This is a genomic window from Streptomonospora nanhaiensis (assembly GCF_026642255.1).
GTDB lineage: Bacteria > Actinomycetota > Actinomycetes > Streptosporangiales > Streptosporangiaceae > Nocardiopsis > Nocardiopsis tropica.
Genome location: NZ_CP113264.1, coordinates 6,988,099 through 7,014,051, shown reverse-complemented (window position 1 = coordinate 7,014,051; position 25,953 = coordinate 6,988,099). Strand labels below are relative to the sequence as shown.

The following is a 25,953-nucleotide window of genomic DNA, read 5'->3' as shown; positions in this document are numbered from 1 at the left end:
ATGACGCCGATCGTCAAATCGCCAGTACGCTGGGCACTCACCTCGGGTTGCTCCCCGCTACCATTCCACGCTCTTCACTATGTGCGCCCACTGGTTTCCCGACCCGATCTCTGTCACGGCATGATTGCCGAGATCGTACCCATTGTGCGGGGCCAAAGAAGATCGTTTTCGATATCAACGCCGAAAGCCCGGGTGGGAGGCAAGCCCCCACCCCGGCTTGAACTGCGCTTTCGGCTCCCTACGAGACGACGACGCGCTCCACGTCCGCGCCGAGAGCAGCGAGCCTCGCCGCGAACTGGGAGTGACCGCGGTCAACCAGGTATCCGGGCGCCACGATTGTCTCACCTTCCGCGACCAGTCCGGCGAGGACCAGGGCCGCACCGGTGCGCAGGTCGTGGGCGATGACCTCGGCCCCGCGCAGGTTGGTCGGCCCGTGCACGATGGCGCGGGTGCCCTCGACCTCGATCTTCGCGCCCATCTTGTTGAGCTCGTCGGCCAGGGCGAACCGGCCGTCGTAGATGGCCTCGTGGATGTAGCTCTCGCCCTCGGCCAGGGTGGCCAGGGCCATCAGCGGCGACTGGAGGTCGGTCGCGAAGCCCGGGAACGGCGAGGTGACGGCGTTGATCGGGCGCAGCGGCACGGAGGGGTCCCTCTGCACGTGCAGGACCGCGCCCTCCTGGGAGAAGCCCACGCCCATCTGCTCGAGCTTCCAGCGGGCCACGCCCAGGTGGTCCAGGTGGGCGCCCACCAGGCTGACCTCGCCACCGGTGGCGGCGACGGTCATCGCGAACACGCCGGCGTCGATGCGGTCCGACATGATCGTGTGCTCGACCGCGGTGAGCTCCTCGACGCCCTCGACCGTGATGAGCCCGGTGCCGCCACCGCTGATCCTGGCGCCCATGGCGCTCAGGAAGTTGATGACGTCGATGACCTCGGGCTCGAGGGCCGCGTGCTCGATCACCGTGGTGCCCGGCGCCAGGACGGCGGCCATGAGCAGGTTCTCGGTACCGGTGTGGGACGGCGTGTCCAGGTAGAGGCGGCCACCGCGGAGGTTGCTGGCCTCCACGTTGATGTGGTTGCGCTCGAGGTCCTCGGTGACCTCCGCGCCCAGGCGCGCGAAGCCCCGGTAGTGGAAGTCGAGGTTGCGGCTGCCCAGGTTGCAACCGCCGACGCCCTCGATGCGGGCGCGGCCGGTGCGGTGCATCAGCGCGGGAACGAAGAGCACGGAGCCGCGGAAGCGGGCCGCGATCTCGGCGGGCAGGACGGCGCGCTCGGGGTCGTTGAGACGGGACGCGTCGATGACGACGGTGCGCTCGGCCTCGTGGAACTCGACCTTGGCGCCCACGTGTTCGGCGAGCTCAAGCGCGCGGTAGACGTCCTCGATGACGGGCACGTTCCGCAGCACGGTACGGCCCTTGGCCGCGAGTAGAGCGGCCCCGATCATCGGCAGGACGGCGTTCTTCGCGCCTTGGATGAACGCCGTTCCACTGAGGGGGCGTCCGCCGCGGACGCGGTAACGAACCTCCTGGCCCATGCTCATGTGCTCCTTTGTGAGGCAGATGTGAAAAAAGGTCACCCTCGTCGGGTTTCGCCTGTATGCGTTTTAGACGCGGGTTTCCCCTGGAACGTTGCGACCATCTTGCGCGTGACCTGCGCGGCCGGTGAAGCCGGTGCTCGCGACGACTCTATAGCACCCACCCGCGTGTACCGGCACAGAACGTGGTATACCCGCCGGACGTGGATGGGGACCGGTCAAACAGCCAAAGAGGTATTCGGCCCAAGGGAAAGACCAGGGATGCCGCGCGCGTGGCAGGACGCCGGCGGGACGCCGCGCACAACGTGACCACCATACGTGGTCCCCGACGTGAAACGACTGCCCCGTGCGCCGAATCACTACCGGTTCCCGGCGCGGAGACCGGGCTTCCGGCCGGTCAGGCGCTCATGGATCTCCGTGTAGCGGTCCAGCGTGCGTTCCACCACGTGCTCCGGAAGCGCGGGCGGCGGGGTCTCCGAGGCCCGGTCCCATCCCGACTCGGGCGAGGCCAGCCAGTCCCGCAGGACCTGCTTGTCGAAGGAGGTCTGCGGGCGTCCGGGGGCCCACTCGTCCGCCGGCCAGTACCGGGAGGAGTCGGGGGTGAACACCTCGTCGGCCAGCACCAGGGCGCCGTCGGCGTCCCGGCCGAACTCGAACTTGGTGTCGGCGAGGATGACGCCGCGCTCCCGCGCCAGCTCCCGGCCGCGCCGGTACACGCGCAGGGTGAGGTCGCGCAGCTCGGCGGCGAGGGCGGCTCCGTGCCGGTCGGCCACGACCTCGAACGACACGTTCTCGTCGTGGTCGCCGACCTCGGCCTTGGTGGCCGGGGTGAAGACCGGCTCGGGAAGCTCGGAGCCGTCGACGAGGCCGTCGGGGAGGGCGACGCCGCACACCGTGCCGTCGACCCGGTACTCGGCGAGGCCGGAACCGGTCAGGTAGCCGCGCGCCACGCACTCCACCGGCACCATGTCCAACCGGCGGCACACCAGTGTCCTCCCGTCCCAGTCGGCGGGTGCTCCCGCCGGTGGGACGTCGGACAGGACGTGGTTGGGCACCAGGTCCCCCAGCTGGTCGAACCACCACAGGGACAGCTGGGTGAGCAGGCGCCCCTTGCCCGGGATCTCGGTGGGCAGCACCCAGTCGTACGCCGACACGCGGTCGCTGGCCACCATCACCAGGCTGCCGTCCGCCGCCGCGTACAGGTCGCGCACCTTGCCGGTGTGCAGGTGGGTGAGCCCCTCGACCCGGACGGGCTCGGGGGTGACGACGAAGCCGCTCATGTGGGTTCTCCGGTCCTTGCTACAGCTCGGCGGCGGCGCGCTCGGCGATGTCGGTGCGGTGGAACGAGCCGCGGAGCTCGATCCGCGACGCGGCCTCGTACGCCCGCTCGCGCGCCTGGCGGAGGTCGGCGCCGGTGCCGACCACGTTGAGGACACGGCCCCCGCTCGCCTTGACGCCGTCGGTGCCCTCCCACGCGGTGCCGGCGTGCAGCACGTACGCGCCCTCCAGCGCGTTGGCCGCGTCCAGGCCGCCGATCAGGTCTCCCTTGACCGGGTCGCCCGGGTAGTTCTCCGCGGCGACCACGACGGTGACCGCCGCGCCCGGCTTCCACTTGAGGGAGCCGATGCCGCCCAGCCCGGCCGTGTCGGTGGCCTGGAGGACCGCGCCGATCGGGGTGGCGAGCCGGTCCAGGACCACCTGCGTCTCCGGGTCGCCGAACCGCGCGTTGAACTCGACCACGCGCGGGCCGCCCGACGTGAGCGCCAGACCCACGTAGAGGAGGCCCTGGTAGCGCGTGCCGCGCCGGTTCATCTCCGCGAGGGTCGGCCGCACGACCGACTCCATCACCTCGTCCACGAGGCCCTGCGGCGCCCACGGCAGCGGGGCGTAGGCGCCCATGCCGCCGGTGTTGGGGCCCCGGTCGCCGTCGTAGGCGCGCTTGAAGTCCTGCGCGGGCAGCAGCGGCAGCGCGTGCACACCGTCGCTCAGCACGAAGAGGGACACCTCGGGGCCGTCGAGGAACTCCTCGATGACCACGCGGCCGCACTCCCGGGCGTGCCGCTCGGCGAGGGCGCGGTCGTCCGTCACCACGACGCCCTTGCCCGCGGCGAGGCCGTCGTCCTTGACCACGTACGGGGCGCCGAACTCGTCGAGGGCGTCGGAGACCTGGCCCGCGGACCGGCACACGCGCGCCTTGGCGGTGGGCACCCCCGCCGCCTCCATGACCTCCTTGGCGAACGCCTTGGAGCCCTCCAGCTTCGCGGCCGCCCGGTCGGGCCCGAACACGGGGATGCCGCGGTCGCGCAGGGCGTCGGCCACACCGGCGACCAGCGGGGCCTCCGGGCCGATGACGACCAGCTCGGCGCGGATGCGCGCGGCCAGCTCCGTCACGGCGAGACCGTCGGTCACGTTGATGACGTGGTTCTCGGCCAGCTCGGAGATGCCCGGGTTGCCGGGCGCACTGTGGATGCCGGTGACACCCGGGTCCAGGGAGAGGGCGCGGACGAGGGCGTGCTCGCGGCCTCCGCCGCCGAGAACGAGGGCTTTCACTGCAGGGGGCCTCTTCGTGTTGAAGGCGGACGGGCGGGGGTCAGACCAGGGAGCGCAGCTGGAGGGTCTCGTCGCGTCCGGGACCGACGCCGATGGCGGAGACGGGTGCTCCGGCCATCTCCTCCAGGGTACGCACGTAGACCTGTGCGTTCTTGGGGAGTTCGTCGAACTCGCGGACTCCGGTGATGTCCTCGGACCAGCCGTCGAGGTACTCGTAGACCGGCACCGCGTGGTGGAAGTCGGTCTGGGTCATCGGGATCTCGTCGTGGCGGACCCCGTCGACCTCGTAGGCGACGCACACGGGGATGCGCTCCAGGCCGGTGAGCACGTCGAGCTTGGTGAGGAAGAAGTCGGTGATGCCGTTGATGCGGGTGGCGTAGCGCGCGATGGGGGCGTCGAACCAGCCGCAGCGGCGGTTGCGCCCGGTGGTCACGCCGTACTCGCCGCCCTGGGTCCGCAGCCACTCGCCCTGCTCGTCGAGCAGCTCCGTGGGGAAGGGGCCCGAGCCGACACGGGTCGTGTAGGCCTTGAGGATGCCCACGACCTTGGTGATGCGGGTGGGGCCGATGCCCGAACCGGCGGCCGCGCCGCCCGAGGTGGGGGAGGAGGAGGTCACGAAGGGGTAGGTGCCGTGGTCGATGTCCAGCAGCGTGCCCTGGGAGCCCTCCAGGTAGACGGTCTTGCCCTCGTCGAGCGCCTTGTTGAGGATCAGCGAGGTGTCGGCGACGTACGGGCGCAGCCGCTCGGCGTAGCCGAGGTACTCCTCGATGATCGGCTCGGCCTCCAGGCCGCGCCGGTTGTACACCTTGGTGAGCAGCTGGTTCTTGTCGTGCAGGGCCAGCTCGATCTTCTTGCGCAGGATCGAGGGGTCGAACATGTCCTGGACGCGCACGCCCTGGCGGGAGACCTTGTCGGCGTAGGTCGGGCCGATGCCGCGACCGGTGGTGCCGATCTTGCCCTTGCCGAGGAAGCGCTCGCTGACCTTGTCCAGGGCCCGGTGGTAGGGCATGATCAGGTGCGCGTTGGCGGAGATGAGCAGGCGGGACGTGTCCACGCCGCGCTCGTCGAGGCCGCGGAGCTCCTCCAGGAGGACGCCCGGGTCGATGACGACGCCGTTGGCGATGACCGGCACCACGTTGGGGGAGAGGATCCCGGACGGGAGCAGGTGGAGGGCGTACTTCTTGTCGCCGATGACCACCGTGTGGCCGGCGTTGTTGCCGCCCTGGTACCGCACCACGTAGTCCACGCGGTCGCCGACGAGGTCGGTCGCCTTGCCCTTGCCCTCGTCGCCCCACTGGGCACCCACGAGCGTGATCGCCGGCATCTGGATCTCTACCTTTTCGCTCGACACCTGACCGGGGTTCCCACCCCGAACATGGATGAACCCCTGGCGCAAGGCAGCGACAGGGGCCGTTGCGTATTGAGCGTACACGACCTGCGCATCCGGGTTAAGTGGGGCGCCGGGGCGTCTGTGCCACACCGGCCCGGGGCGCTCGGGGAGAGGGCGGGAGCCGCGGGGCCCTCAGCCGGAGGCGGGCGCCGAGAGCACTTCCAGCAGGCTGGTGAAGCCGGCCTCCGCGTCGCCGGTGTGGTCTCCGGCGTCGATCCGGGGCGCGTAGAACCGGAACACGGCGGCCAGGGAGTCCGTCTCGGTGACGGGGAGCAGGGCCTCGGCGCCGATGCCGTGGGCCCTGGCGACGGCGAGGGTCTGGAGCCAGCCGAGCAGGGAGGTCCAGAAGAAGGTCATCCCGGGCTGGTGGTACAGCGCGGCCAGCCCCGGATCCTCGCCGAGGTAGGTGGTGGCGGTGAAAACCTCCAGGGTCTCCCGGTGGAGGCGGAACACCTCGCCGGGGCCGCTGTAGAAGGTGGAGGACCCGGGTGAGCCGATGCCCGAGGGATCGGACCGGACGCCTCCGGTCAGGTGGTGGGCGCCGTGCCCGGCGAGCCACCGGGCGGCCTCTCTGGCGCGTTCGGGGGTGTCGGAGCTCAGTGGCGGTCGCCGCGATCCGGCACGGGGAGAGGGGGTTCGCGGACGAGCTGGACCGGTGCCTGACGGCCGCCGGGGACCCGGCCGAGGGCATCGTCGCCTGTGTGCGGGCGCTGGCCGAGGGGATGCGCGAGTCCGGCTGGGAGGACGGGTGCCCCGTCGCCTCCACCGCCCTGGGGGTGACGGGCAGCGTTCCCGAGATCCGGCGGGCCGCGGACGCGGCCTTCGCGCACTGGCGCCGGCTGGTGTTCGAGAGGCTGCGGGACCACGGCATCGCCGAGGACGACGCGGCGGATCTGGCGTACACCGTGATCAGCACCGTGGAGGGCGCCGAGATGGCGGCGCAGGTGGCGCGGGACGAGGCTCCGCTGCGGATCGCCGGAACCCATCTGGCCCGGCTGATCGGCCTCTACGCGTCCGGCCCGCGGGCCTGAGCGGGGTGTGGCCGACGGCCCCGGGGCCCGCGCGCGGGCCCCGGGACCGTCGGGGCGTCAGCCGTTGAGGACCTTGTCGGCCTCGGCGCTGGAGTCGCGCAGGAAGTCGGCGCAGCGCTCCGCCTCCTCGGCGTCCCCGATCTGCTCGGAGGCCTTGCCCAGGGCGTGCAGGGCGCGCAGGAAGCCCTGGTTGGGCTCGTGCTCCCACGGGACGGGGCCGTGGCCCTTCCAGCCCGAGCGGCGCAGCTGGTCCAGCCCCCGGTGGTAGCCGGTGCGGGCGTACGCGTAGGCGGCCACGGGCTGCCCGTCGGCCAGGGCCAGCTCGGCCAGGCGCGCCCACGCGGCCGAGTACTCGGGGAAGCGTCCGGCGACCGGCGTGGGGTCGTCGGCTCCGGCCAGGGCCTCACGGGCCTCGGGGTTGTCGGCCAGACGGGTCTCGGGCGGCTCGTTGAGCAGGTTCCGGTGCAGGTTCATGACCCCATCCTGCCACCGGGTCCGCACCCCTCACGGTGCCTCCCGCGACATCGCGCGTCCGTCCCCGGCCCCGTCCTCCGGGGGCGCGGCGCCCGGCGGCCGTGCGGCCGCCGGGAACCGCGCGCGGGCGCGCCCGCCGCAGCGGCGGGCGCCGGGTCCCCTACTTCATCTTGTTGCCGGCGGACTTCAGCTGCCGCGCGGCCTCGGCGACGCGGTCGGCCATGCCGGCCTCGCCCGCCTTGCCGTAGGAGCGCGGGTCGTAGGCCTTCTTGTTGCCGATCTCGCCGTCGATCTTCAGCACGCCGTCGTAGTTCTTGAGGATGTGGTCGACCACCGGACGCGTGTACGCGTACTGGGTGTCGGTGTCGATGTTCATCTTGACGACGCCGTAGCCGATGGCCTCGTGGATCTCCTCGATGGTGGAGCCCGAGCCGCCGTGGAAGACGAAGTCGAAGGCCTTGTCCTTGCCGTGCTTCTCGGCGACGGCCTCCTGCGCCTTCTTGAGCACCTCCGGGCGCAGCTTGACGAAGCCGGGCTTGTAGGAGCCGTGCACGTTGCCGAAGGTCAGGGCGGTCAGGTAGTAGCCCTTCTCGCCCAGGCCCAGCACCTCGGCGGTGCGCAGGGCGTCGGCCGGCGTGGTGTAGAGCTTCTCGTTGATCTCGCCGACGATGCCGTCCTCCTCGCCGCCGACGACGCCGACCTCGATCTCCAGGATCGTGCGGGCCGCCTCGGACGACGCCAGCAGCTCCTCGGCGATCCGGAGGTTCTCCTCCAGCTCGACGGCCGACCCGTCCCACATGTGGGACTGGAACAGCGGCTCCTGGCCCTTGGCGACGCGCTCCTTGGAGATCTCCAGGAGCGGGCGGACGAAGCCGTCGAGCTTGTTCTCGGGGCAGTGGTCGGTGTGCAGGGCGACGTTCACCGGGTACTTGTCGGCCACGACGCGGGCGAACTCGGCGAAGGCGACCGAACCGGTGACCATGTCCTTGATCGAGGCGCCGGAGAGGAACTCCGCTCCGCCCGTGGAAATCTGGACGATGCCGTCGCTCTCCGCCTCGGCGAAGCCGCGCAGGGCGGCGTGCAGCGTCTGGCTGGAGGTCACGTTGATCGCCGGGTAGGCGAAGCCCTGGGACTTCGCGCGGCTCAGCATCTCGGTGTAGACCTCGGGACTGGCGATGGGCATGGCTTGACTCTCCCTGGATTCGGCCTGGAGCGAGCGGCCGCCGGTATCGCTCCGGCGGCACCCCACGTGCGTTCCCGGTGGAGGCCGGCGAGCGGGGGAAGGCCCATGGGGCGGGCCGCGCTTCCGGACGTGTCCACCAGGTGTCACCCAAGTATCCCGAATCCACGGAGCCCTTGAAAAGGTCTAGACCAAATTGTCCGGAGTTCCCGGTGTCGTCGCAGCTGACGGCGCAGGCGTTCCCGGTTCTCCGGCCCCGGTGTGAAAAGTTGTGCATTTCGCGGGCGAACGTGAACGCATCATGGGAACCCCTGGGCAGAGGGCCGATCACTGTCGCTTTTTGTCGTGATACGCGCTACATTCAACGCCGTGGGAAGGCATAGGAATGACCCTCGCGGCGTTGGCCAGGTGATGGCCATCGTCGGGGCTGTCCTGCTCCTGGTCACGCTCCTGGCCCTCGGCGGATTCTTCTTGTACCGCTCCCTCCCGGGCAACGGCGCCAGTGTGAGCGCCAACGCCTCGGGAACGGCGGCGGAGTCGGAGGAACCGGAGAACATGGGTGTGCTGCACATCCGTGTGACCGGTGAGTCCAGCGACGTCTTCGTCCGCATCCCCGGAGGCGACGTCCTCCTCGACCAGGAGGTCACCCAGGGCCAGTCGGTCAACTACGCGAGCGCCGAGGGCGGCCTGGAGGTCACCATCGGCGACCCCTCCGCCGTCGAGGTCTTCGTCCACGGGAACCGGCGCGACATCGCCGACCGCGAACCCGGCCACAGCTTCACGATCGACGGTTAGACGGCCGCGCGCCGCACCGGCGCGGAGTGACGGGCCCGACCGGGCCCCGCCCCCGCGGAGGCGGCCCCGGCCGCGGCCGGAACCGCGCCCACGGGCCGGACCGCTACACGTCCAGGTCGGACACGCCGTACACGGCCCGGTAGTCCAGGCCCTCCTCCGTGATCCGCCCGCGGGCGCCCCGGTCCAGGATCAGCGCGACCGCGACCACCTCGGCGCCCTCCTCGCGCAGGGCCTCCACCGCGGTCATCACCGAGCCGCCCGTGGTCGAGGTGTCCTCCAGGGCGAGCACGCGCCGCCCCCGCACGTCGGGGCCCTCGATCCGCTTCTGCAGGCCGTGCGCCTTGCCCGCCTTGCGGACCACGAACGCGTCCAGCCTGCGGCCGCGCGCGTGCGCGGCGTGCACCATCGCCGCGGCGACCGGGTCCGCGCCCAGCGTCAGGCCGCCCACCGCGTCGAACTCCAGGTCCGCGACGTTGTCCAGCATGACCGAGCCGACCAGAGGCGCGGCCTCCCCGTCCAGGGTGATCCGCCGCAGGTCGACGTAGTAGTCCGCCTCCAGGCCCGAGGACAGGGTCACCTTCCCGCGCACGACCGCCTTATCGTTGATCAGACGCAGGAGTTCATCACGTTCGCTCATGACCAGTGAGCCTAGAACACCCGGTCGGGCGGTCCGGACCGCGGCGGCCGGGACGGAGGGACGACCATGCCACAGCACGAGACCGTCCGGGTCGAGACGACGGTCGACACGAGGGACGGCGCCGAACGGCTGGCACGGTCGGTGGTCGACCGCCGGCTCGCCGCGTGCGCGCAGGTGGGCGGGCCCGTCACCAGCTTCTACCGCTGGGAGGGCGAGGTCCGGAGCGACGAGGAGTGGACCGTGGTCGCCAAGACCTCGGCGGACCGGCTCGACGAGCTCACCGCCCACATCGTCGGCGTCCACCCCTACGACGTCCCCGAGGTGGTCGCCGTGCCGGTGGCGGGCGGCAACCCCTCCTACCTGGCGTGGGTGCGCGACGAGACCGCGGGCCGCACCGCGTGATCGCCGTCCTCCTCCCCCCGACCCTCGGCGCCGCCACCAGGCTGCCCGACCTCCACCGGCGGCTGCCCGAGGTCGGGGCGGGCGCCGTCCGCCCCGAGGTGGGCGGGGACGAACTGCCGCCGCACGCGGCGCGCTACGTCGCGCGGGCCAGCCTGGAGATCAACCGGCTGGTCGCGGCGGACGCGCCGACCGCCCTCGTCGCGGAGGGGGACGCCGGGCCCCTGCTGGGCGCGGTGGGCGCGGCGCAGCGGGCCGCCCACCGGCCGGTGTTCGGCTACGTGCTGGTGGACGCGTTCCTGCCCCAGCCGGGCAGCGCCGACAGGGCCGGCCTCGTGCGCTCGCAGAGCCCCGAGGGCGGCGCGGTCCCGCCCGGCGCCGACTCCGGCGCTCCCCGGCCCGGCGAGCCGCCCGCCTACCGGACCGAGCTGCTTCCGGTGGCGGCCGACTGGCCGGACGCCCCGTGCGCCTACCTGCTCACCGACCCGGCCTTCGCGCACGTGGCGCGGCTCGCGGCCATGCGCGGCTGGACCGTGCGCGAGACGGACCCCGACGGGGCCGCCGCGGCCCTGGCGGAACTCCTCGTCGGGCTGCGCGGCATGTCCTGAGGCCGTGCCCGCCGCGCCCGGCGTGTCCGTCGGAACCCCGGGGCCGGGACCGGGACCGGCGGAAGGCCGGGCGGCACGGCCGGAGCCCGGGACGGACACGCCCTCCCGCCGGAACGCGGTCAGGCGTCGACGGCCTTGGCCGCCCGCAGGTCGGCGGCGAGCGAGGCCAGGATCCCGGTGAGCATGCCCGCGCCGGTGACCGCACCGCTCACGAGGGGCGCCCACCCCGGGTACCCGGCGAAGACCATCGCCAGCCCGGCGAGGCCGAGGACCGACATGTAGGCGGCGGTGAACACGAGGGACCGGGCCCGCCAGCGCCGGGCCAGCGGGAAGAAGTGCAGTCCGACCACGAGGGCGATCCAGGCCACGTTGGCCTGCATCGGCGCGTCCAGGGCCCTCAGCGCCTGGATCCCGCCGAACAGCGCGACGGCCTCGACGGCCAGGACGGCGCCGAAGAACCCGTCGAACCGCATCCGCGGCGCGTCGGGGCCCGGGTCTGCGGCCGGCCGTCGGCCGATCGCGACGACCAGGGCGAGGACGGCGACCACCGCGGCCACGGCGAGGACGCGGAGGACGAGCGCCACCGCGGGGGGCAGCGGCGGCCCGGTGTTCGCGAGGACGAACGCCAGCCCGAATCCGACACCGATGAGGGACCCTGCGAATCGTGTCATTGCGAGAACCTACAGCGCTGGACGGCGGCAGCTCCTCCCTTTTCGCCCATGGAGGAGCGAAACGGGTGCTAACCCCCCCAGGGGGCGGGACCGCCGCGCGGGAACGCCGCGGCCGGGCCGGGAAGCGTGCTCCCGACCCGGCCGCGGGCGCCCTCCGCCGGGGGCGTCAGGCGCGGTCCGGGAGCGGCGCCTCCCGCACCGCCGTCTGGATCAGCCGCCCCGTGTCGCCGCGGGTCACCCACTTGCCGCGGCCGGGGGGCTGGGGCGCGGCGTACACCCGGGGCAGCAGCTGGCCCTCGCTCCGGTCGCCCGACATCACCAGGGCGCTCGTCCCGATCTCGCGCATCGCCTGCACCAGCGGGTCGTACATGCCGCGTCCGGCGCCCGCCACCCGGCGCGCCACCACGAAGTGCAGGCCGATGTCGCGGCCGTTCGGCACGAACGGCACGAACGGGGCCAGCGGCTTCTGGCCCGCCGTGGTGAGCACGTCGTAGTCGTCCGCGAGCACCACGATGCGCGGCCCCTTGAACGACCCCGGCTCGAGGGAGTCGACGTCCCCGTCCTCGGGCAGACGGCCCTCCACCTCCTTGGCCACGCCGCCCGCCAGGCCGGCGCACACGCGCGGGCTGCTCGCGTAGCCGCCCATGTACTCCTCGGGGACCACGTTGCGCAGGGTGCGGCGCGGGTCCATGACCGCGAACACGACCTCGTCCGACGAGTACCTCTCCACCAGGCTCTCGGCGATGAGCCGCAGGAGGTTGGTCTTGCCGCACTCGCCGTCGCCCAGGACGAGCAGGTTCTGGTCGCGGTCGAACAGGTCCAGCAGGACCGGCTCCAGGGCGCGCTCGTCCACGCCGATCGGCACCAGGCGGGGCTCCGACTCGACCGTCGGCAGCGTGCGGGCCGACAGCCGGTGCGGCAGGATGCGCACCTTGGGCGCGCGCTTGCCGCGCCAGGCCTGGTCGACGGCCCGGACGGTCTTCTCCACGACCTCGCCCAGGTTGTCGCCGTCCGCCACCCCGTCGATGCGGGGGAGCGCCACCTGGCCGAAGAGCTCGGCGTCCGTGAGGACGCGCCCGGGGGTCTTCGCGCTGATCGTCTCCGAGAGCTTGCGGTCGATCGTGGAGTCCGACGAGTCGTTCAGGTGCAGCTCCACCTTCTGCCCGAAGTTGGACTGGGCGGCGATCCGGACGTCGTTCCAGCGCAGCATGCCCGCGACCACGTGGACGCCGAACCCGCCGCCGCGCTGCAGCAGGTCGGTGACCTTCGGGTCGATGTCCTCGAAGTCCTTGCGCAGCGCCCCGAAACCGTCGATGCAGAACACCACGTCGGCGCTGGCCAGTTCCGGCACCTCGCCCCGGGCGTGCATGCGGCGCAGCTGGGCGACGGAGTCGATCCCCCGGTCGCGGAACACCGCCTGCCGGTGCTCCAGCATCCCCTGGATCTCCTCGACGGTACGGCGGACGCGCTCGCTGTCGGTGCGCACCGCCACCCCGCCCACGTGCGGGAGCGACGCCAGGGACTGGAGGCCGCCGCCCATCAGGTCCAGGCAGTACACGGCCACCTGTTCCGGCGTGTGGGTGAGCGCGAGCGACAGCACGAGGGTGCGCAGCAGGGTCGTCTTGCCGCTCTGCGGGCCCCCGATGACGGCCGCGTGGCCGCCGGACGCCGTCAGGTCGAGCTTCCACACGCCCTGCCACTGCTTGGTGGCGTCGTCCAGGACGCCGACCGGGACGTGCATCGGCTCGTGGGTCCCGGGCAGCCGCAGCCCCCGCTCGCCCTCCACCGGAGCGCCCGCCACCGTGTCCAGCGTGGTCGCGGACGGCAGCGGGGGCAGCCAGATCTCCCGGGTCCGCTCCCCGTGGCGGCCGAACTGTCCGACCATCACGTCCAGCAGGGTCGGCCCGACCGTCCGGGACGGCATCGGCGTGTCCTCGCCGGGGGCCTGGGCCGCCGCCGGGTCCTGCCCGCCGTCGCTGTTGTACGCCGTGTACGGGCGCACCGACGGGGTGCCCTCCGAGACCTCCTCCTCGGCGACCGGCCCCCGGTAGGCGCCGGACACGTATCCGGCCTTGAACCGCTGGTAGACGCTGGTGTCGACCTTCAGGTAGCCGAACCCCGGCAGCGAGGGCAGGTGGAACGCGTCCGGGGTGTTGAGGACGGTGCGGCTCTCCTCCTCGGAGAAGGTGCGCAGCCCCAGGCGGTAGGACAGGTAGGTGTCCAGGCCGCGCAGCTTGCCGCCCTCGATGCGCTGGCTGGACAGCAGCAGGTGCACGCCGATGCTCCGGCCGATCCGGCCGATGGACAGGAACAGCTCGATGAAGTCGGGGCGCGCGGTCAGCAGCTCGCCGAACTCGTCGATGATCACCAGCAGGTGCGGCAGCGGCGGCAGGCCCGGGTCGTGCTCCCGCTTGTACGTGTAGTCGCCGATGTTGGACACGTTCCCGGCGTCGCGGAGCATCTGCTGGCGGCGCTGCACCTCGCCGGACAGGCTCGCGTACACGCGCTCGATGAGCGCCGCGTCGTCCTCCAGGTTGGTGATCACCCCGGCGACGTGCGGCATGTCCTCGAACGGGGCGAACGTGGCGCCGCCCTTGTAGTCGACCAGGACCATGCTCACCCGCTCGGGCGGGTGGGAGGCGGCCAGCGCGAGCACGAGGGTGCGGAGCATCTCGCTCTTGCCGGAGCCGGTGGCGCCCACGCACAGCCCGTGCGGGCCCATGCCCAGCTGCGCGGACTCCTTGAGGTCGAGGATCACGGGCTGTCCCATGTCGTCCACGCCGATCGGGACGCGCAGGAACGCCCGCTCGCTGCGCGGCGCCCACAGGCGCTGCACGTCGACGGCGCCGGGGTCCTGCACGCCCATCATCGCGGGGAAGTCGACGCTGCCGCCCTCCTGGGCGGTCTCCTCGATCGACTCCGGGGACAGGCGGAGCGGGGCCAGCATGCGGGCCAGGCCCGTCAGGGTCGCGGCGGAGACGTCGTCGACGGTGCCGCTGGTGACCACGGGGTCGGCGCCGCGCAGCTCCTCGATCCGGACCTGGTCGCCGTCGACGCTGATCCTCAGGTTCACGTCGCCGGGCTCGTCGACCTGGCGGGACACCAGGTGCAGGACGGTGACGCCGAGGTCGGCCGGGTCCACGGCCTCGTCCGGCCGCACGAGCTCGGCGGCCACCTCGCCGTGGGTGTCGTGGACGACCAGCAGGCGCCGCATCATCCGGTACGCCTCGCGCTTGCCCATGCCCCTGCGGACCTCCGACGCGAAGTCGGTGCGCGAGCGCAGCTCGTCGGCGATGAGGCCGCCGAGCTTGGCGGGGGTCGGGGCGATGAGGCGGACGGCGGCGCCGCCCTCGCGCCGCCGCGGGTCCAGGACCTGGGGCAGCCACGGCAGCCAGGACCAGTCGTCGGCGTTCTCGGCCGGGTAGGACACGGCGAGTCCGGCGTCCTCGGGGGCGTGGAACGCCCCGAACTGGGCGGCGAGCGCTCTGACCAGGCGCATCACGTCCTCGCGCTCCCCGATGACACTGACGTTCCCGGCCATGTCCAGGGGCAGTGTGAGCGGCATCTCGGGGACGGACTCGAACCGGCGGATGGCCGCCTGCGCCTCGGAGAGCATGAACGGGTCGGTGGGGGTGAGGGCGGTCCCCTGCTCGGCGAGGCGGAGGGGGCGGCCCTCCGTCAGCCCGCTGCCCACGCGCACCCGGAGGAAGTCGCGGTGCCTGCGGCGGCGCTCCCACAGCCTGGTGGGGTCGCGGACGACGTCGTACAGGGCCTCGGGGGGCGGGTCGAGAAGGCGGGCGTGCGCGCGGGTGCGCTGCTCCCATCCGCCGAGCTCCTCCCTCAGCTCCTCCAGGTACTGGAGGTACAGCTCCCGCTGGTTGCGGCGCTGCCGGGCGACCTGCCCGCGCCGGGAGAACAGCATGGCCAGGGCGGCGAGGAGGGCGACGACCAGGACGACGCCGCCCAGCGCCATGAACGCCGGGTTGCGCATGACCATCATGATCGTCAGCGACGCCATCATGCCGACCATGGGCAGGATGGTCATGAGCGGGTTGCCCTGGGCCTTGCCGTCGGGGAGGGTCGGCGGGGCCTCCACCTCGTGAGGGTCCTGGGCCGGAGTGGGATGGACGGTCCGTGTCGGCCGGTGGACGACGCGAAGGCTCATCGGCTTTCCTCTCGGCGCAGGGGTGGGAGGACGAGGGCGCGGGGGAGGGGTGCCCGTTCCCGGGAGAACCCTACCGAAGCCGGACCTCGGGGAGCCTTGCGGTGCGCACGGGCACGAAGCGCCCCCCGGGCCGGGGCCAGGGGGTTCCGGGCGGCGCCTCGGCCACGCCGCCGCGCGGGATCGGGGAGGAGTGTCCGGAAGTCGTGCCCGCGGCCCAAGGGTCCCTCCGCACCAGGTCGTGTTCTCCTGCGCCGTCCCGGGCCCGTGTCCACCGTGCTCCGCCCCGTCGCGCCTCCGGGCCCGGCCAGGTGTCGCAGACCGACCCCGAGAGGGGAACCGGACGGCCGACGGCCGCCCCGGGAGCCCCCCCGGAGGGCGCGTCCCGGTGGACCGGGCGCCACTGGGTGGGATACCGGGGGCGCCCGCATGGTTCACGCCCCGCGGCCCACGGGCGCAGCCGGCCCCGTACGCGGCCCCGGGGAGGGGTGGGCGCGGAGCCGCGCCCGTCACGCGTGCGGCGCGCACCGGCCGGGTCAGGAGGAGGGCGCGTCGGACGGGCGGAGGTGGTCCATGAGGGCGCGGAAGCGGTCCCACGAGTCGGGCTCGGTGCCGTCCCCGATCCGGTACCAGACGGCGGGCGTCATCGGCGGACCGAAGGGCACGCCCCTGACGGGGGCGGAGAGGGCCCGGTCCGTGCCCATCGAGGAGACGCCGTCGACGCCGACGGCCAGCCCCACCGGGACCGGCAGGCCGGACCAGCGGGGGGCGTAGGTGAGGTCCGCGCGCCCGAGGAGCCGCTGCACGGTCAGGCTGCGCAGTGCCTCGTTCGCGGACAGCTCCTTGACCATGGCGTTCAGGGCGGAGAAGTCCGGTTCCTCTCCGCCGGGCCGGCCCACCGCGAGGGTGACGCTCTCCCGGACCCCGTCGGGGACCGTGCTCACGCGCAGGGTCCCGGTGAACGGGAGGGCGCCCTCCTCGCGCACGCTCTCCGGCCGGCCCGTGAAGGTCAGCCAGGTGGCGCCGGGGGCGCGCCGGCGGCACAGGTCGGTGACGCGGCCCCGGTCCCAGGCGTGCGCGAGGGGCTCGCTGGTGCCCCAGAGGGCGGGGGAGGACGAGGCGAGGTGTCCGGCGACCAGTTCGACGGCCCCGCCCAGCCGGAGGCTCACGGTGGCGGGGTGGACCATCTGGAAGTCGACCAGCAGCTGCGTGCCCGGGACGCCGTCGGCCTCGGACCAGCGGAAGTCCGCATGGGGCAGGGGAGCGGTACCGGGGTCGGCGGGACCGTCCACGACGAACGCCGACACCGGGTCCCACACGAGGGGGACCCCGGAGAAGCCGTCGTGGTGGCCCCCGTCGCCGTTCCGCACCACCCAGCGCGCGGTGCGGTCGGTGAGCAGGGAGCGCAGCGAGTGGGTGATGCGGCTGTGCGCGGGGGTGACGACCTGGAGGTGGCGGCCCTCGCGGCCGTGCCGGGCGGTCGCGTCGACGAGCCAACCGCTCATGGGGACCAGGGGGCGGTCCTGCACCACCACGAACGCCTTCTCCGTCAGGACGGTGACGGCGGGGTGGTCGGTGGAGCCGGTCAGGACGTCCTCGCGCCCCGGCAGCCGGGGCTCGGGGACCCACACCGCGCCGCCGTGCCGCTCGACCAGGTGTTCGGCGAACCGGCGCACCAGCGCCGCGGTGTCGACGTCCGCGAGCTCGGCGCCGCGCGCCTCCACCCAGTAGGGCTGGGCGGGCAGCTCGTCGCTGATCCCGTCGGTGAGGAGGCGGTCCGCCTCGGCGGACAGGGCCAGCCGCTGGGCGGCCTGCATGGCGGCGACGAGCCTGCCGGAGTCGTCGCGCAGCTCGATGACGGCGCCCTCGGAGACGGAGCGCACGCGCAGGTCGGGCCCGGCCGCGACCAGGGCGTCGATGAGGCTGCGCCGGGCGGGGGCCTCGGCCAGCAGGGCGACCACGTCGTGACTCAAGAGGGCTCCTTCGGGAGTGTCACCTGGCGCGGGAAACCCTACCGAACCGGGTGCGGGGCACCGGTCGAGGCCGTTCCGGGGCCGGTGCGGCACGGCGGGCGGGTCCCGGGTCGGCCGCCGGGCCGCCGGGCGGGGCCCGGCGCGCGCCCGGGGCCGGGGCGCGGGACCACGGGTGACGGCTCCGACGGCGGCGGTTCCGCCGGACGGGGACCGGCCCCGGAGAGGGGGCCGGCCCCGTCCCGGAGGGGGAGGCGGGGGAGCCGCGGCACGGGGCGCTGGCCGGTTGTGGCCACGCGCCGCCGGTGCGCCCCCGGGCGGTGCCCGGGCGGGGCGCCCCGGGCGCCCGGCCCCGGATGTCCCGGCCGTTCACCGCTGACGGAGGGGACGGACCCGCCCTCCCCCGGGCCGCGGCGGCGACCCGCACCGTCCCGCGGGGTCCGTGGGAAGGGAGGGGTTTTCCCGAGGCGGAATTCGCGGCGGACATATCCGCTCCGACCTGCGGCCCCGGTCATTCCCCGTTCGGAGCGGGGCCGGTGGCCGCGCCGGGGGCGGGGCAGGCCCCCGACCCGCCCGGGACGCCCGCCACCTGCCCGGACCCCTCCGGCGCGACCGCTTCCGCGCACACGGCCCGCGCGGCCCGGAGGTCCCGGACGGAGCTTCCCGTCCACAGGTCGCGGAGTACGCCTATTTCTTCGTCAGGGGTCGCTTGTACTATTCAGATTCCCCCCACAGGGGTGATCGAGTCCATTGTCCGGTTCCGGGACTCTCCCTCCGAACCACGGGCACTCCGCGTGCATCCTCCCCTTCGGGAGGCGACCGCCTCGCGAGGTCCCCCGAGGAAAGCAGGTGAACAGTTGTCACGCTGGGAAGTCGGCGAAAGCACTCTGAACACGCTGGCCCAGAACACCGGCGGCGCCGGTGACGAGCTGAGCAGCCTCATCCAGCAGCTCATCCAGGCCGCGGAACCGCTCGCAGGAAAGTTCGACGGCGCGGGCAAGGCGGCCTTCGACTCCTTCAAGTTGCAGGCCGACAGCATCACCGCCGACCTGCGCGCCGGCCTCGGCTCCATCCAGGAGGGGCAGGGCGGCATGAACACGGCCTTCACCACCGGTGCCGACACCATGGCCGACGACGCCAACCAGAACATGGGCGCGGCCAACTTCGACGCAGCCAAGTTCCGCTGACCGTCCCCGAGGAGTCCGCATGAGCAACAACGCCTACGACATCGGAGCCTCCCAGGAGGCCCAGACCAACATCACCACCATCACCAACCGGCTCGAAACGCTGATCGGCGAGCGCGACACCGACGTCAGCGCGGCCATGGCCGAGTTCGAGGCCACCGGGGTCTCCGAGGAGTACAGCGCCAAGGAACTCAAGTGGCACAACGCCGGCAACGAGGTCCGTGAGATCATCCGGCTGGTGCGCACCACGCTGGAGACCAACGACGGCACCGCACAGGAGACCCTGAGCCGCGCCAACGCCGCGGTGCAGAACATCTGACCGGTCCCGGGCAGGGCGGGAATCACACGAGAGGCAACGGGGGGCACGGTTGGCACGCGACTACGACAGTCAGCTGCTGGAGTCCGTCGCCGTGCGCCGACAGCGCCTCCGGGAGGCGGTCCTCTTCGGGGGGCAGCGCACCCGGCGCCGCCTGGACGAGAACTTCGGCAAGGTGGCGATCAGTGCCTGCCTCGCCGCCGTCATCTGCGGCGGCACCGTCGGCTGGTCGTTCGTCAGCACCCAGCTCAGCACCCAGAGGGTCGAGCAGGAGCAGGAGGCGTCCGGCCCGGCGAACAACGCCGTCCCGCCCGTCCCCGGCGACTGGGTCGGCGCCCAGGTCACCCTCGACCGGGCCCGGGAGGAGCTGGACGCCGCCGGGGTCCCCCGGAGCCTGTACGTGCTCCCAGGGGACCCCCGCCCCGAGCCCGAGACCGTCGACAGCTACTACGTGATCACCCAGGACGAGGAGGGCTACCTGGCCGCGGCCGTCATCGACTTCGACCAGGGCCGTCCCGGCATGGAGTTCACGACCGAGGACCAGGCCGCGCGCTGGCTCTACCAGGAGCTGGCCACCACCGAGCCCGATCCCGCCCCCCTCACGCAGGCGGAGGAGGCCGAGACGGCGGAGGCCACGGCGGAGCTGGTCACCGAGGTCCGCGAGAGCCTGGAGGAGCGCAGCGGCGGCTCCTACCTGCACGGCCTGGAGGTCGGCGACGTGGTCGACGCCTTCGGCCAGGAGAGCGGGCGGTACCTGTTCCCCGACGGGACGCCGTTCGAGGAGCGCGGCCTGCCCGGGTACGCCCGCACCGGCGCGGACGGCGGGGAGCTGTACCACCGCTACCGGGTCATCCACCCCTTCCAGGTGAGCGCCACCGCCGCGCCGGCGCACGAGGGCCTGCCCGGCGGCGGGATCCGCTTCACGCTCGACACGGCCGGTTTCTCCGAGGTCCCCCCCGCGCCCACGGTCCGCTGGCTGGTCGGCAACGGCTACCTCGAACGCATCGCCGTGGACGACGTACCCGCCTGACCCCGGAAGGCCCGGGCCCTCCCCGGGCCCGGGCCCGAAAACGGTGGTGGACCGCCACCCCAGACGCGAGAGCAGGATTGGAAGGCAATGACCGCTTGGAGCCGGGTGACGCTCGTCGGTGAGGAGCGCAGGGTCGACGCCGTCCTACCCGCCGGCGAACCGGTGGGCGCGCTCATGCCGGAAGTCCTCGACCTCCTCGGCGACCAGGTGGAGAACCCCGCGAAGCTGCGCCACCTCGTCACCGCCTCCGGGATCGTCCTGGACGGCGACACCACCCTCGCCGACCGGCAGGTCGCGGACGGGGCGGTGCTGCGGCTCGTCCGGGCGGAGGAGCCGGTGCCCGCGCCCGTGGTGCACGAGGTCCCCGAGGCGGTGTCCATGGCACTGGACGGCCACCAGGGGCGCTGGAGCCCCGAGGCGGCCCGGTGGACCGCGACGCTGGCGCTGGTCGTCCTCTCCCTCGGGGCGGGATGGGTGCTCCAGGGGTACTTCTCCGGGGCCGGCGGCATCACCGGGCTGGCCGTGGTCGCCGCCCTCCTCGTCGCGGTCGGCGCGGCGGTCGGCCCCACGTGGCGCGAACCCCTGGGCACGGCGCTGTCGATCAGCGGCGCGGCGGTCGGCGGCCTGGCCCTGTGGCTGGCCTGCGACGCGTTCGGATGGCCCGAGTGGGCCCGCTGGGGCGGCGCCGCCGCCCTGCTGGCGGGCCTGGTCCTGCTCCTCGGACTCACCTCCTCCCTGGGCCGCGGCGGGCTGACCGGCGGCGGGGTCGGGCTCGCCCTGGCCGCCGTGTGGTCGGCGGGGGCCGCGTTCGGGCTGCCCGCCCACCAGATCGCCGCGATCATGACCGTGGCCTGCGTGGTCCTGCTGAGCCTGCTCCTGCGGCTGGCGCTGACGTTCTCCGGGCTCGCCGTGCTGGACGACCGGCGCAGCTCCGGTGACGCGGTGGCGCGCGGCGACGTCCTCACCTCGGTGGCCGGGGCCCACCGGAGCCTGGTGATCGCCACCGTCTCGGTCGCGGCGGCCACGGCGACGGCGGGCATCGGCCTGGCCACCCGCTTCGACTGGTGGACGGCCGGGCTGTCGGTGGTCCTGGCGCTGGTGGTGGCCAGCCGTGCCCGGCTGTTCCCCCTGGTGGCCCAGAAGTCGGCGCTCATCGGCGCGAGCCTGGTGGTACTGGTGAGTTTCCTGTTCGCGTGGGCCGACGCCGTGCCGTGGGGCGTGTGGCCCGCGCTGGGCATCGCGGTCGCGGTCGCGGCGATTCCGGCCGTGGTCCTGTCCGTCGAGCAGCCCGAGCACGTTCGCGCCAGACTCCGCGGGGTCACGAGCAGGTTCGAGGCGATCGCCGTCGTCGTCCTGGTGCCGTTGGCGATCGGCGCGTTCGGCACCTACCAGCGACTCCTCACGACCTTCTGAGCGGGGGACGATGAACGCTTCACAGACCCACCTCGCGGGGAACCCCGCCGCGCCCCCCGTTCCGGCGGCCGGCGCGGGGCGCGCGGCCCCGGCCCGGCCCGTGCCCGCCGACGGCCTGGTGCGCAGGATCGGACGCACGGTCCTGCGGCCGTTCCGGCCGGTGGACGAGGTCGCGGAGGCCATCGAGCTGGGACGGCGGTTGCAGCGCGCCACCTCGACGGGGCGCCGCATCCTCGTCGACGACCTCGGGACGGGCGCGGACGCGGCGGTGGTCACCGCCCTCGTCGCCCGCGCGCTGGCCCACTTCCGCCACGACCGGGTGCTGGCGGTGGACGCCACCGGGCGGGCGCCGTCCATGGCCGACCGCCTGGGAGCGGGCGAGCCGGGAGACCTGGAGGGGGTCGACCCCGCCACCTTCGAGTCGGTGTGCGCCAGCCTCGGCGAGGTCGGCGAGAACCTGTGGACGGTGGGCGCAGCGCCGGACCGGGCGGACGCCTACTCCTCGGGGCTCCTGCCGATCTCCCGGTTCTTCGGGGTGACACTCGTGGCGGGCCGTGCCGACGGCGCCTTCCCGGCGGCCGTCGGCGCGGGCGCCCACTCCCGGGTGCGGGTGGTCCGGGCCACGCGCGAGTCCGCGCTGAGGGTCGGACGCGAACTCGACTCGCTGGCCGCGACCAGGCCGGACGAGGTGGGGCGCACCGTGGTGGTCGTCTTCGACGAGCGCAGGCGCGAGGACCCGGCGTTCGACGTGGCGCGCACGACCGGGATCATCGCCGAGAGCGGCGCCGCCGTGGTGGTCGTGCCGCACGACCGGCACCTCGCGCAGGGAGCGGCGGTGCTCCCGCGGCTGATCGGCGAGGCAACCCACCGGACGGTCCAGCTCGTCGCCGCCGAGGCCCTGGGCCGCGCCGTCGACGGGGCCGCGCCCGCCCGCGCACGCACGGAAGGGGAGTAGGCCGTGAACCAGCACCACGGGTCCGATCCCGGCCAGGACACCCCTCCCCGGGGGAATCCGGGCCGGGACGACCCGCGTCCGGCACCGCACGCAGGAGCGGACGGTCCCCCGGACGCCCCGCCGCACCACCCCGACCGGGACGCCCCGCCGCACGGCGCCCCCTCCCGGGGGGACGCGCCCGCGGGCGCCGCCGCGCCGCCCCCGCAGGAAGGGGCCGGACAGCAGGGCGGCGGCGGTGCGCAGCCGCCCCGGCCCGCTCCGTGGTTCCCCGAGGAACCCGGACAGGACCCGCCGCACGGAGGCGTGTACCCGCCGCCGGGGCCGTTCCCCCCGACCCCCTACGCCGTGGAGGCGCCGCGTCCCCACGAGCCCACCGGTCCCAACCGGACGCCGTGGGCGGGCCCCTCCGGCCCGCAGGTCCCTCCGGCCCCGCCGCAGCAGCCGCGGGCCTTCGCCCAGGACTCGATGGCCGAGGCGTTCCTGTCGGGCGCCCCGATACCCACCCCTCCGGCGCAGCCGCCGCCCGCGCCCCCGCAGGGACCCGGGCCGCGGCCCGACGCGGTTCCGGGGCCCGGTTCCGGTCCGCAGCGCCCTTGGGAGGGCCCGCCCCCGGGGCCGCAGCAGCCGCCGTCCGGCCCCCGGCAGCCGGTGCGCCCGCAGTCCGGGCCCCAGCAGCCGGCGGGTCGGCCGACGTCGGGTCCGCAGCGGCCGTATCCCGGCCCGCAGGCCCCTTCAGGGCCGCAGTCGCCGTATCCCGGTGCGGGGGCGCCCTCGGGTCCGCAGCGGCCGTATCCCGGTCCGCAGGCCCCCTCGGGTCCTCAGCCCTCGGCCCGGGAGCGTCCGACCTCGGGTCCCCAGTCGCCGTATCCCGGTGCGGGGGCGCCCTCGGGTCCGCAGCGGCCGGTGGAGCGACCGCCCTCGGGTCCGCAGCGGCCGTATCCCGGTCCGCAGGCCCCCTCGGGTCCGCAGCCGCCGATGTGGCCGCAGCCCCACCGGGGCCCGGCCCCGGGCGGTCCCGCGCACCACGCGTCGGCTCCGGCCCAGGCCCCGCCTGCCCAGACCCCGCCTGCCCAGACCCCGGAGCCGCCCCGGCACGCACCCCCCGGGGGCCGCCAGGAGGTGCCCCCGGCCCGCGCCTGGTTCGGCACGCGGGAACCCGCGGAGGCGCCGGCTCCCCGGCCCGACGCCGGAGGCTCCCGCGCGCCCCGCGAGGTCGGGCCGCCGCGCCCCGCCGACCCGCCGACCGCCGTCGGCGAGGACTCGGAGGGGACCGACCCCGACGCGGAGGAGACGGACGTCTTCCTCATCCTCGGAGCCGACCGCCGTGCCCGTAAGGAGAAGGACGAGGAGCCCGCCGGAACTCCCTCCGGCCCCGGCACGGCGTCCCCGGAACGCGGTCCGCGGGCGCGGACCGAGCCGTCCTCCGACGCGCCCCCCGCCCCCGCGGGCCCGGTGCCCGCGGAGGAGACCCTCCTGTACCGGGGCGCCTCCCTGCTCGGCGAGGACGGACCCTTTTCCGCCCCGGCGCGGACCGACGGCCCCGGAGAGGCCGCCGGTCCCGCCTCCGCCGCTCCGGAGGAGCCCTCGGCCCCGGCCCCCGCAGGCGGGGCCGGTGCCGGCGCCGACCCGGTCGGCGCCCGGGACCGGGACGGCACCGGGGCAGCAGCCGATCCCGTGCGGGACCCGGAACGGCCCGGGGGCGGAGCCGCCGCGGAGGCCGCCCGCGCTCCGGAGGGCACCGGTGACGGATCCGCCGTGGCGGCCCCCGGCCAGGCTCCGACCGCGGACCCGGCGGCTCCCGCGGACCCGGCCGTCCCCGAGTCCTTCGACCACGCTCCGCCGTTCCCCGTGACCGAGGTCCGTCCGGGGGCCGCCGGCCCCCTGGAGGTGACCGGCTTCCTGGACATCCCGGCCGCCCCCTACACGGAGGGCTGGCGGTCCGAACCGCTCGAACGCCCCGATCCCTCCGAGCGGTTCGAGGGGCTGGCGGGGTTCGAGCAGGCGCACGAACCCGCGACGCCCGAACGGTCCGCGTGGTCCACGGTCGCCGAGGCACCCGCACAGGAGGGGCCGCCGGAGGCCCGTCCCGCGGACGTCCTTCCGGAGGAGGCCCGTCCGGGCCCGGCGGCCGGGTCCGAGCAGCCCGCGGCGGCCGGTCCCACGGGCCTCGAGTCCTGGATCGAGGCGGCGGGCACGGCGGGCGCCGTGGGGCCCACGGTGACCGAGGTGGCCGCGATGGCGGCCGTGGCCGCGAGCGACGGGCACGTCCCCGTCCCCGGTGGGTTCGAGCAGCGGATCGCCGCCGTGAGGCCCGTTCCCGCGTCCGCCTGGAAGCGCGCGGTCTTCGGTGCGACGGGGGGACGCCTCAACCTCGGGTGAGCGCGGGGCCGGACGGGCACGGGGCAGGACGCCCACGGCGAGGGGGCGCGTCCGCCTCCCCTTGCGGACGCGCCCCCGGGGAGGCCGGAACACGGCGCTCCCCCTTCCGCCGAGCGGTCCCGGCCGGCTCTCCCGTGTACCGGGGAACCCGGGACCGTCGCCCGGCGGGCGGCCGGCCGGTCGCGTTCGTCCCCTCGGCGAATCCGCGCCCCGTCCGGCCACCGTCCGGTGCCGGGCCCGCCGCTCGGGGGCCGCACGGCGCCGGACGGCGTCACCCGGTCATCCGGGCCTCCCCAGACCCTCGACCAGCGCCAGTGCCTCCCGGTGCGTGGGCGGCAGTGCCACCGACCACACGCCGGCGCCGTGCTCCCAGCCGATGCCCCGGCGCAGCTCGTCCAACCGCGGGTCCAGGTCGTCGGCCTCGGCCGCGACGACCCCGATCCGGCCCCGGCCGATCAGGCACACGGACTCGCCCCGGGTGAAGAACCGGGACAGCTCGTAACCGAGGACGATCAGCCGGGCGGCGCGTCGCCACGGGTCGATCCCGGGGTCCAGCGACACGATCGCCAGCCGGTGGCCCGAGGCGGGGGACGGTCCGCCGTCCGCTCCCCGGTACAGCTCGCCGAGCCTGGTCCGCAGGTACTCCTGGGTGGCCAGACCGGTCAGCGGGTCCTGACAGGTCTCCCGCCCCCGTCCCGCGTCGGCCCACCCCTCGGCCATGGCGCGCACCAGTTCGATCGGCGGGCTCCGCCACCCCGCCAGCGCCGTGAACGCCGCGAGGTCGTCCAGGCTCTGGCCGATCCCCACCCCGGAGCGTGCGCGGGCCTCGCCCAGCCGGGCGCACGGCCCGGCCAGGTCCGTCCCGGTGGCGAAGGCCTCGCAGACGGCGTCGACGGCGGGGGTCCACCAGTCGTCCGGCGGCTCCCAACCCGCCTCCCGGCTCCGGCGCCCCCACGGGGCGCGCAGGCGCCGGGTGCCGACACCGCGGTCCCACGTCCCGGTTCCCGTTTCGGCATCACCCATGGTGTGTGGCTCCTGATCCTCGGTCCGCCCGGGTGAGCGGCGGGGGCCCGTGCCCCCGCACCGGGTCCCCGCCGCTCGCCCTCACCCTGATTACCGGGATCGGTGGCGGCCATGACGCGGATGCGGGATATTTTTTTCGAGTACGTGTTCTTCCGACGCCGAACCAGCGTTCTTCCTGGCTTGTGGCGGGATCAGATGAGAGGACGTTCGGTGTCCGACGCCGACAGAAATCACACAGAGACACTCGTCGGT

At 74.3% G+C, this 25,953-nt stretch carries 22 protein-coding genes; 10 read left to right on the top strand and 12 right to left on the bottom strand.

What is annotated here, in order from left to right; all coding sequences use genetic code 11:
* Positions 1–238: 238 nt before the first annotated feature.
* The 5 genes from murA to OUQ99_RS30300 all read right to left on the bottom strand — a co-directional run bounded on the left by murA (position 239) and on the right by OUQ99_RS30300 (position 5,927).
* Positions 239–1,534 (bottom strand): UDP-N-acetylglucosamine 1-carboxyvinyltransferase, encoded by a 1,296-nt coding sequence (gene murA / locus OUQ99_RS30320; protein ID WP_267950568.1) that lies wholly within the window; start codon positions 1,532–1,534, stop codon positions 239–241.
* A gap of 359 nt (positions 1,535–1,893) precedes the next feature.
* Positions 1,894–2,814, bottom strand: a complete 921-nt coding sequence (locus tag OUQ99_RS30315; RefSeq protein WP_267947169.1) for a phosphoribosylaminoimidazolesuccinocarboxamide synthase — start codon at positions 2,812–2,814, stop codon at positions 1,894–1,896.
* 19 nt (positions 2,815–2,833) lie between these two features.
* On the bottom strand, positions 2,834–4,084 hold the full coding sequence (gene purD, locus OUQ99_RS30310; protein ID WP_267947168.1) for a phosphoribosylamine--glycine ligase: 1,251 nt from the start codon (positions 4,082–4,084) through the stop codon (positions 2,834–2,836).
* A gap of 40 nt (positions 4,085–4,124) precedes the next feature.
* The gene (locus tag OUQ99_RS30305; RefSeq protein ID WP_267947167.1) at positions 4,125–5,408 is read right to left on the bottom strand and encodes an adenylosuccinate synthase; all 1,284 of its coding nucleotides are present in this window, start codon (positions 5,406–5,408) and stop codon (positions 4,125–4,127) included.
* A gap of 198 nt (positions 5,409–5,606) precedes the next feature.
* Complete coding sequence (locus OUQ99_RS30300) at positions 5,607–5,927, bottom strand: hypothetical protein (RefSeq protein ID WP_267947166.1); 321 nt, start codon at positions 5,925–5,927, stop codon at positions 5,607–5,609.
* 146 nt (positions 5,928–6,073) lie between these two features.
* Here OUQ99_RS30300 and OUQ99_RS30295 point away from each other — a divergent pair, with 146 nt between their 5' ends.
* Complete coding sequence (locus OUQ99_RS30295; protein WP_267947165.1) at positions 6,074–6,505, top strand: TetR family transcriptional regulator C-terminal domain-containing protein; 432 nt, start codon at positions 6,074–6,076, stop codon at positions 6,503–6,505.
* 57 nt (positions 6,506–6,562) lie between these two features.
* On the opposite strand, the gene OUQ99_RS30290 is transcribed toward OUQ99_RS30295, so the two are convergent.
* Together OUQ99_RS30290 and fbaA are read right to left on the bottom strand one after the other, a co-directional pair.
* Complete coding sequence (locus tag OUQ99_RS30290; protein WP_267947164.1) at positions 6,563–6,979, bottom strand: DUF3151 domain-containing protein; 417 nt, start codon at positions 6,977–6,979, stop codon at positions 6,563–6,565.
* Positions 6,980–7,139: 160 nt separating this feature from the next.
* A complete protein-coding gene (fbaA, locus tag OUQ99_RS30285; protein WP_267947163.1) occupies positions 7,140–8,162 on the bottom strand; it encodes a class II fructose-bisphosphate aldolase in 1,023 nt (340 codons plus the stop codon).
* A 408-nt stretch (positions 8,163–8,570) separates the two neighbouring features.
* Between fbaA and OUQ99_RS30280 the strand changes: the two genes are divergently transcribed.
* A complete protein-coding gene (locus OUQ99_RS30280; RefSeq protein WP_267947162.1) occupies positions 8,571–8,954 on the top strand; it encodes a RodZ domain-containing protein in 384 nt (127 codons plus the stop codon).
* Between the two features lie 103 nt (positions 8,955–9,057).
* Here OUQ99_RS30280 and pyrE read toward each other — a convergent pair whose 3' ends face one another.
* A complete protein-coding gene (gene pyrE / locus OUQ99_RS30275; protein WP_267947161.1) occupies positions 9,058–9,591 on the bottom strand; it encodes an orotate phosphoribosyltransferase in 534 nt (177 codons plus the stop codon).
* A 66-nt stretch (positions 9,592–9,657) separates the two neighbouring features.
* On the opposite strand from pyrE, the gene cutA reads away from it, so the two are divergent.
* Entirely contained in the window at positions 9,658–9,993 is a 336-nt protein-coding gene (gene cutA / locus OUQ99_RS30270; RefSeq protein WP_267947160.1) for a divalent-cation tolerance protein CutA, read from the top strand.
* A complete protein-coding gene (locus OUQ99_RS30265; RefSeq protein WP_267950567.1) occupies positions 9,990–10,598 on the top strand; it encodes a hypothetical protein in 609 nt (202 codons plus the stop codon). Before cutA ends, OUQ99_RS30265 begins: the two co-directional genes overlap by 4 nt.
* Positions 10,599–10,717: 119 nt before the next feature.
* On the opposite strand, the gene OUQ99_RS30260 is transcribed toward OUQ99_RS30265, so the two are convergent.
* From OUQ99_RS30260 to OUQ99_RS30250, 3 genes are all read right to left on the bottom strand, one after another.
* Positions 10,718–11,269 (bottom strand): hypothetical protein, encoded by a 552-nt coding sequence (locus tag OUQ99_RS30260; RefSeq protein ID WP_267947159.1) that lies wholly within the window; start codon positions 11,267–11,269, stop codon positions 10,718–10,720.
* Positions 11,270–11,435: 166 nt separating this feature from the next.
* Positions 11,436–15,434, bottom strand: coding sequence for a type VII secretion protein EccCa (gene eccCa / locus OUQ99_RS30255; RefSeq protein WP_267947158.1), 3,999 nt, complete (start codon positions 15,432–15,434; stop codon positions 11,436–11,438).
* A 533-nt stretch (positions 15,435–15,967) separates the two neighbouring features.
* Positions 15,968–17,404 (bottom strand): DUF6177 family protein, encoded by a 1,437-nt coding sequence (locus OUQ99_RS30250; protein WP_267947157.1) that lies wholly within the window; start codon positions 17,402–17,404, stop codon positions 15,968–15,970.
* Between the two features lie 854 nt (positions 17,405–18,258).
* Here OUQ99_RS30250 and OUQ99_RS30245 point away from each other — a divergent pair.
* From OUQ99_RS30245 to OUQ99_RS30220, 6 genes are all read left to right on the top strand, one after another.
* Complete coding sequence (locus tag OUQ99_RS30245) at positions 18,259–18,588, top strand: hypothetical protein (RefSeq protein ID WP_267947156.1); 330 nt, start codon at positions 18,259–18,261, stop codon at positions 18,586–18,588.
* A gap of 19 nt (positions 18,589–18,607) precedes the next feature.
* Positions 18,608–18,904, top strand: a complete 297-nt coding sequence (locus tag OUQ99_RS30240; protein ID WP_267947155.1) for a pore-forming ESAT-6 family protein — start codon at positions 18,608–18,610, stop codon at positions 18,902–18,904.
* 49 nt (positions 18,905–18,953) lie between these two features.
* Complete coding sequence (locus tag OUQ99_RS30235; protein ID WP_267947154.1) at positions 18,954–19,931, top strand: TNT domain-containing protein; 978 nt, start codon at positions 18,954–18,956, stop codon at positions 19,929–19,931.
* 87 nt (positions 19,932–20,018) lie between these two features.
* A complete protein-coding gene (gene eccD, locus OUQ99_RS30230; protein WP_267947153.1) occupies positions 20,019–21,344 on the top strand; it encodes a type VII secretion integral membrane protein EccD in 1,326 nt (441 codons plus the stop codon).
* A 10-nt stretch (positions 21,345–21,354) separates the two neighbouring features.
* Entirely contained in the window at positions 21,355–22,299 is a 945-nt protein-coding gene (locus OUQ99_RS30225) for an ATPase (RefSeq protein WP_267947152.1), read from the top strand.
* 1,119 nt (positions 22,300–23,418) lie between these two features.
* Entirely contained in the window at positions 23,419–24,678 is a 1,260-nt protein-coding gene (locus tag OUQ99_RS30220) for a hypothetical protein (RefSeq protein ID WP_267947151.1), read from the top strand.
* Positions 24,679–24,957: 279 nt separating this feature from the next.
* Here the strand turns inward: OUQ99_RS30220 and OUQ99_RS30215 are convergent, their stop codons facing one another.
* Positions 24,958–25,701 (bottom strand): hypothetical protein, encoded by a 744-nt coding sequence (locus OUQ99_RS30215; RefSeq protein WP_267947150.1) that lies wholly within the window; start codon positions 25,699–25,701, stop codon positions 24,958–24,960.
* Between the last annotated feature and the right edge of the window lie 252 nt (positions 25,702–25,953).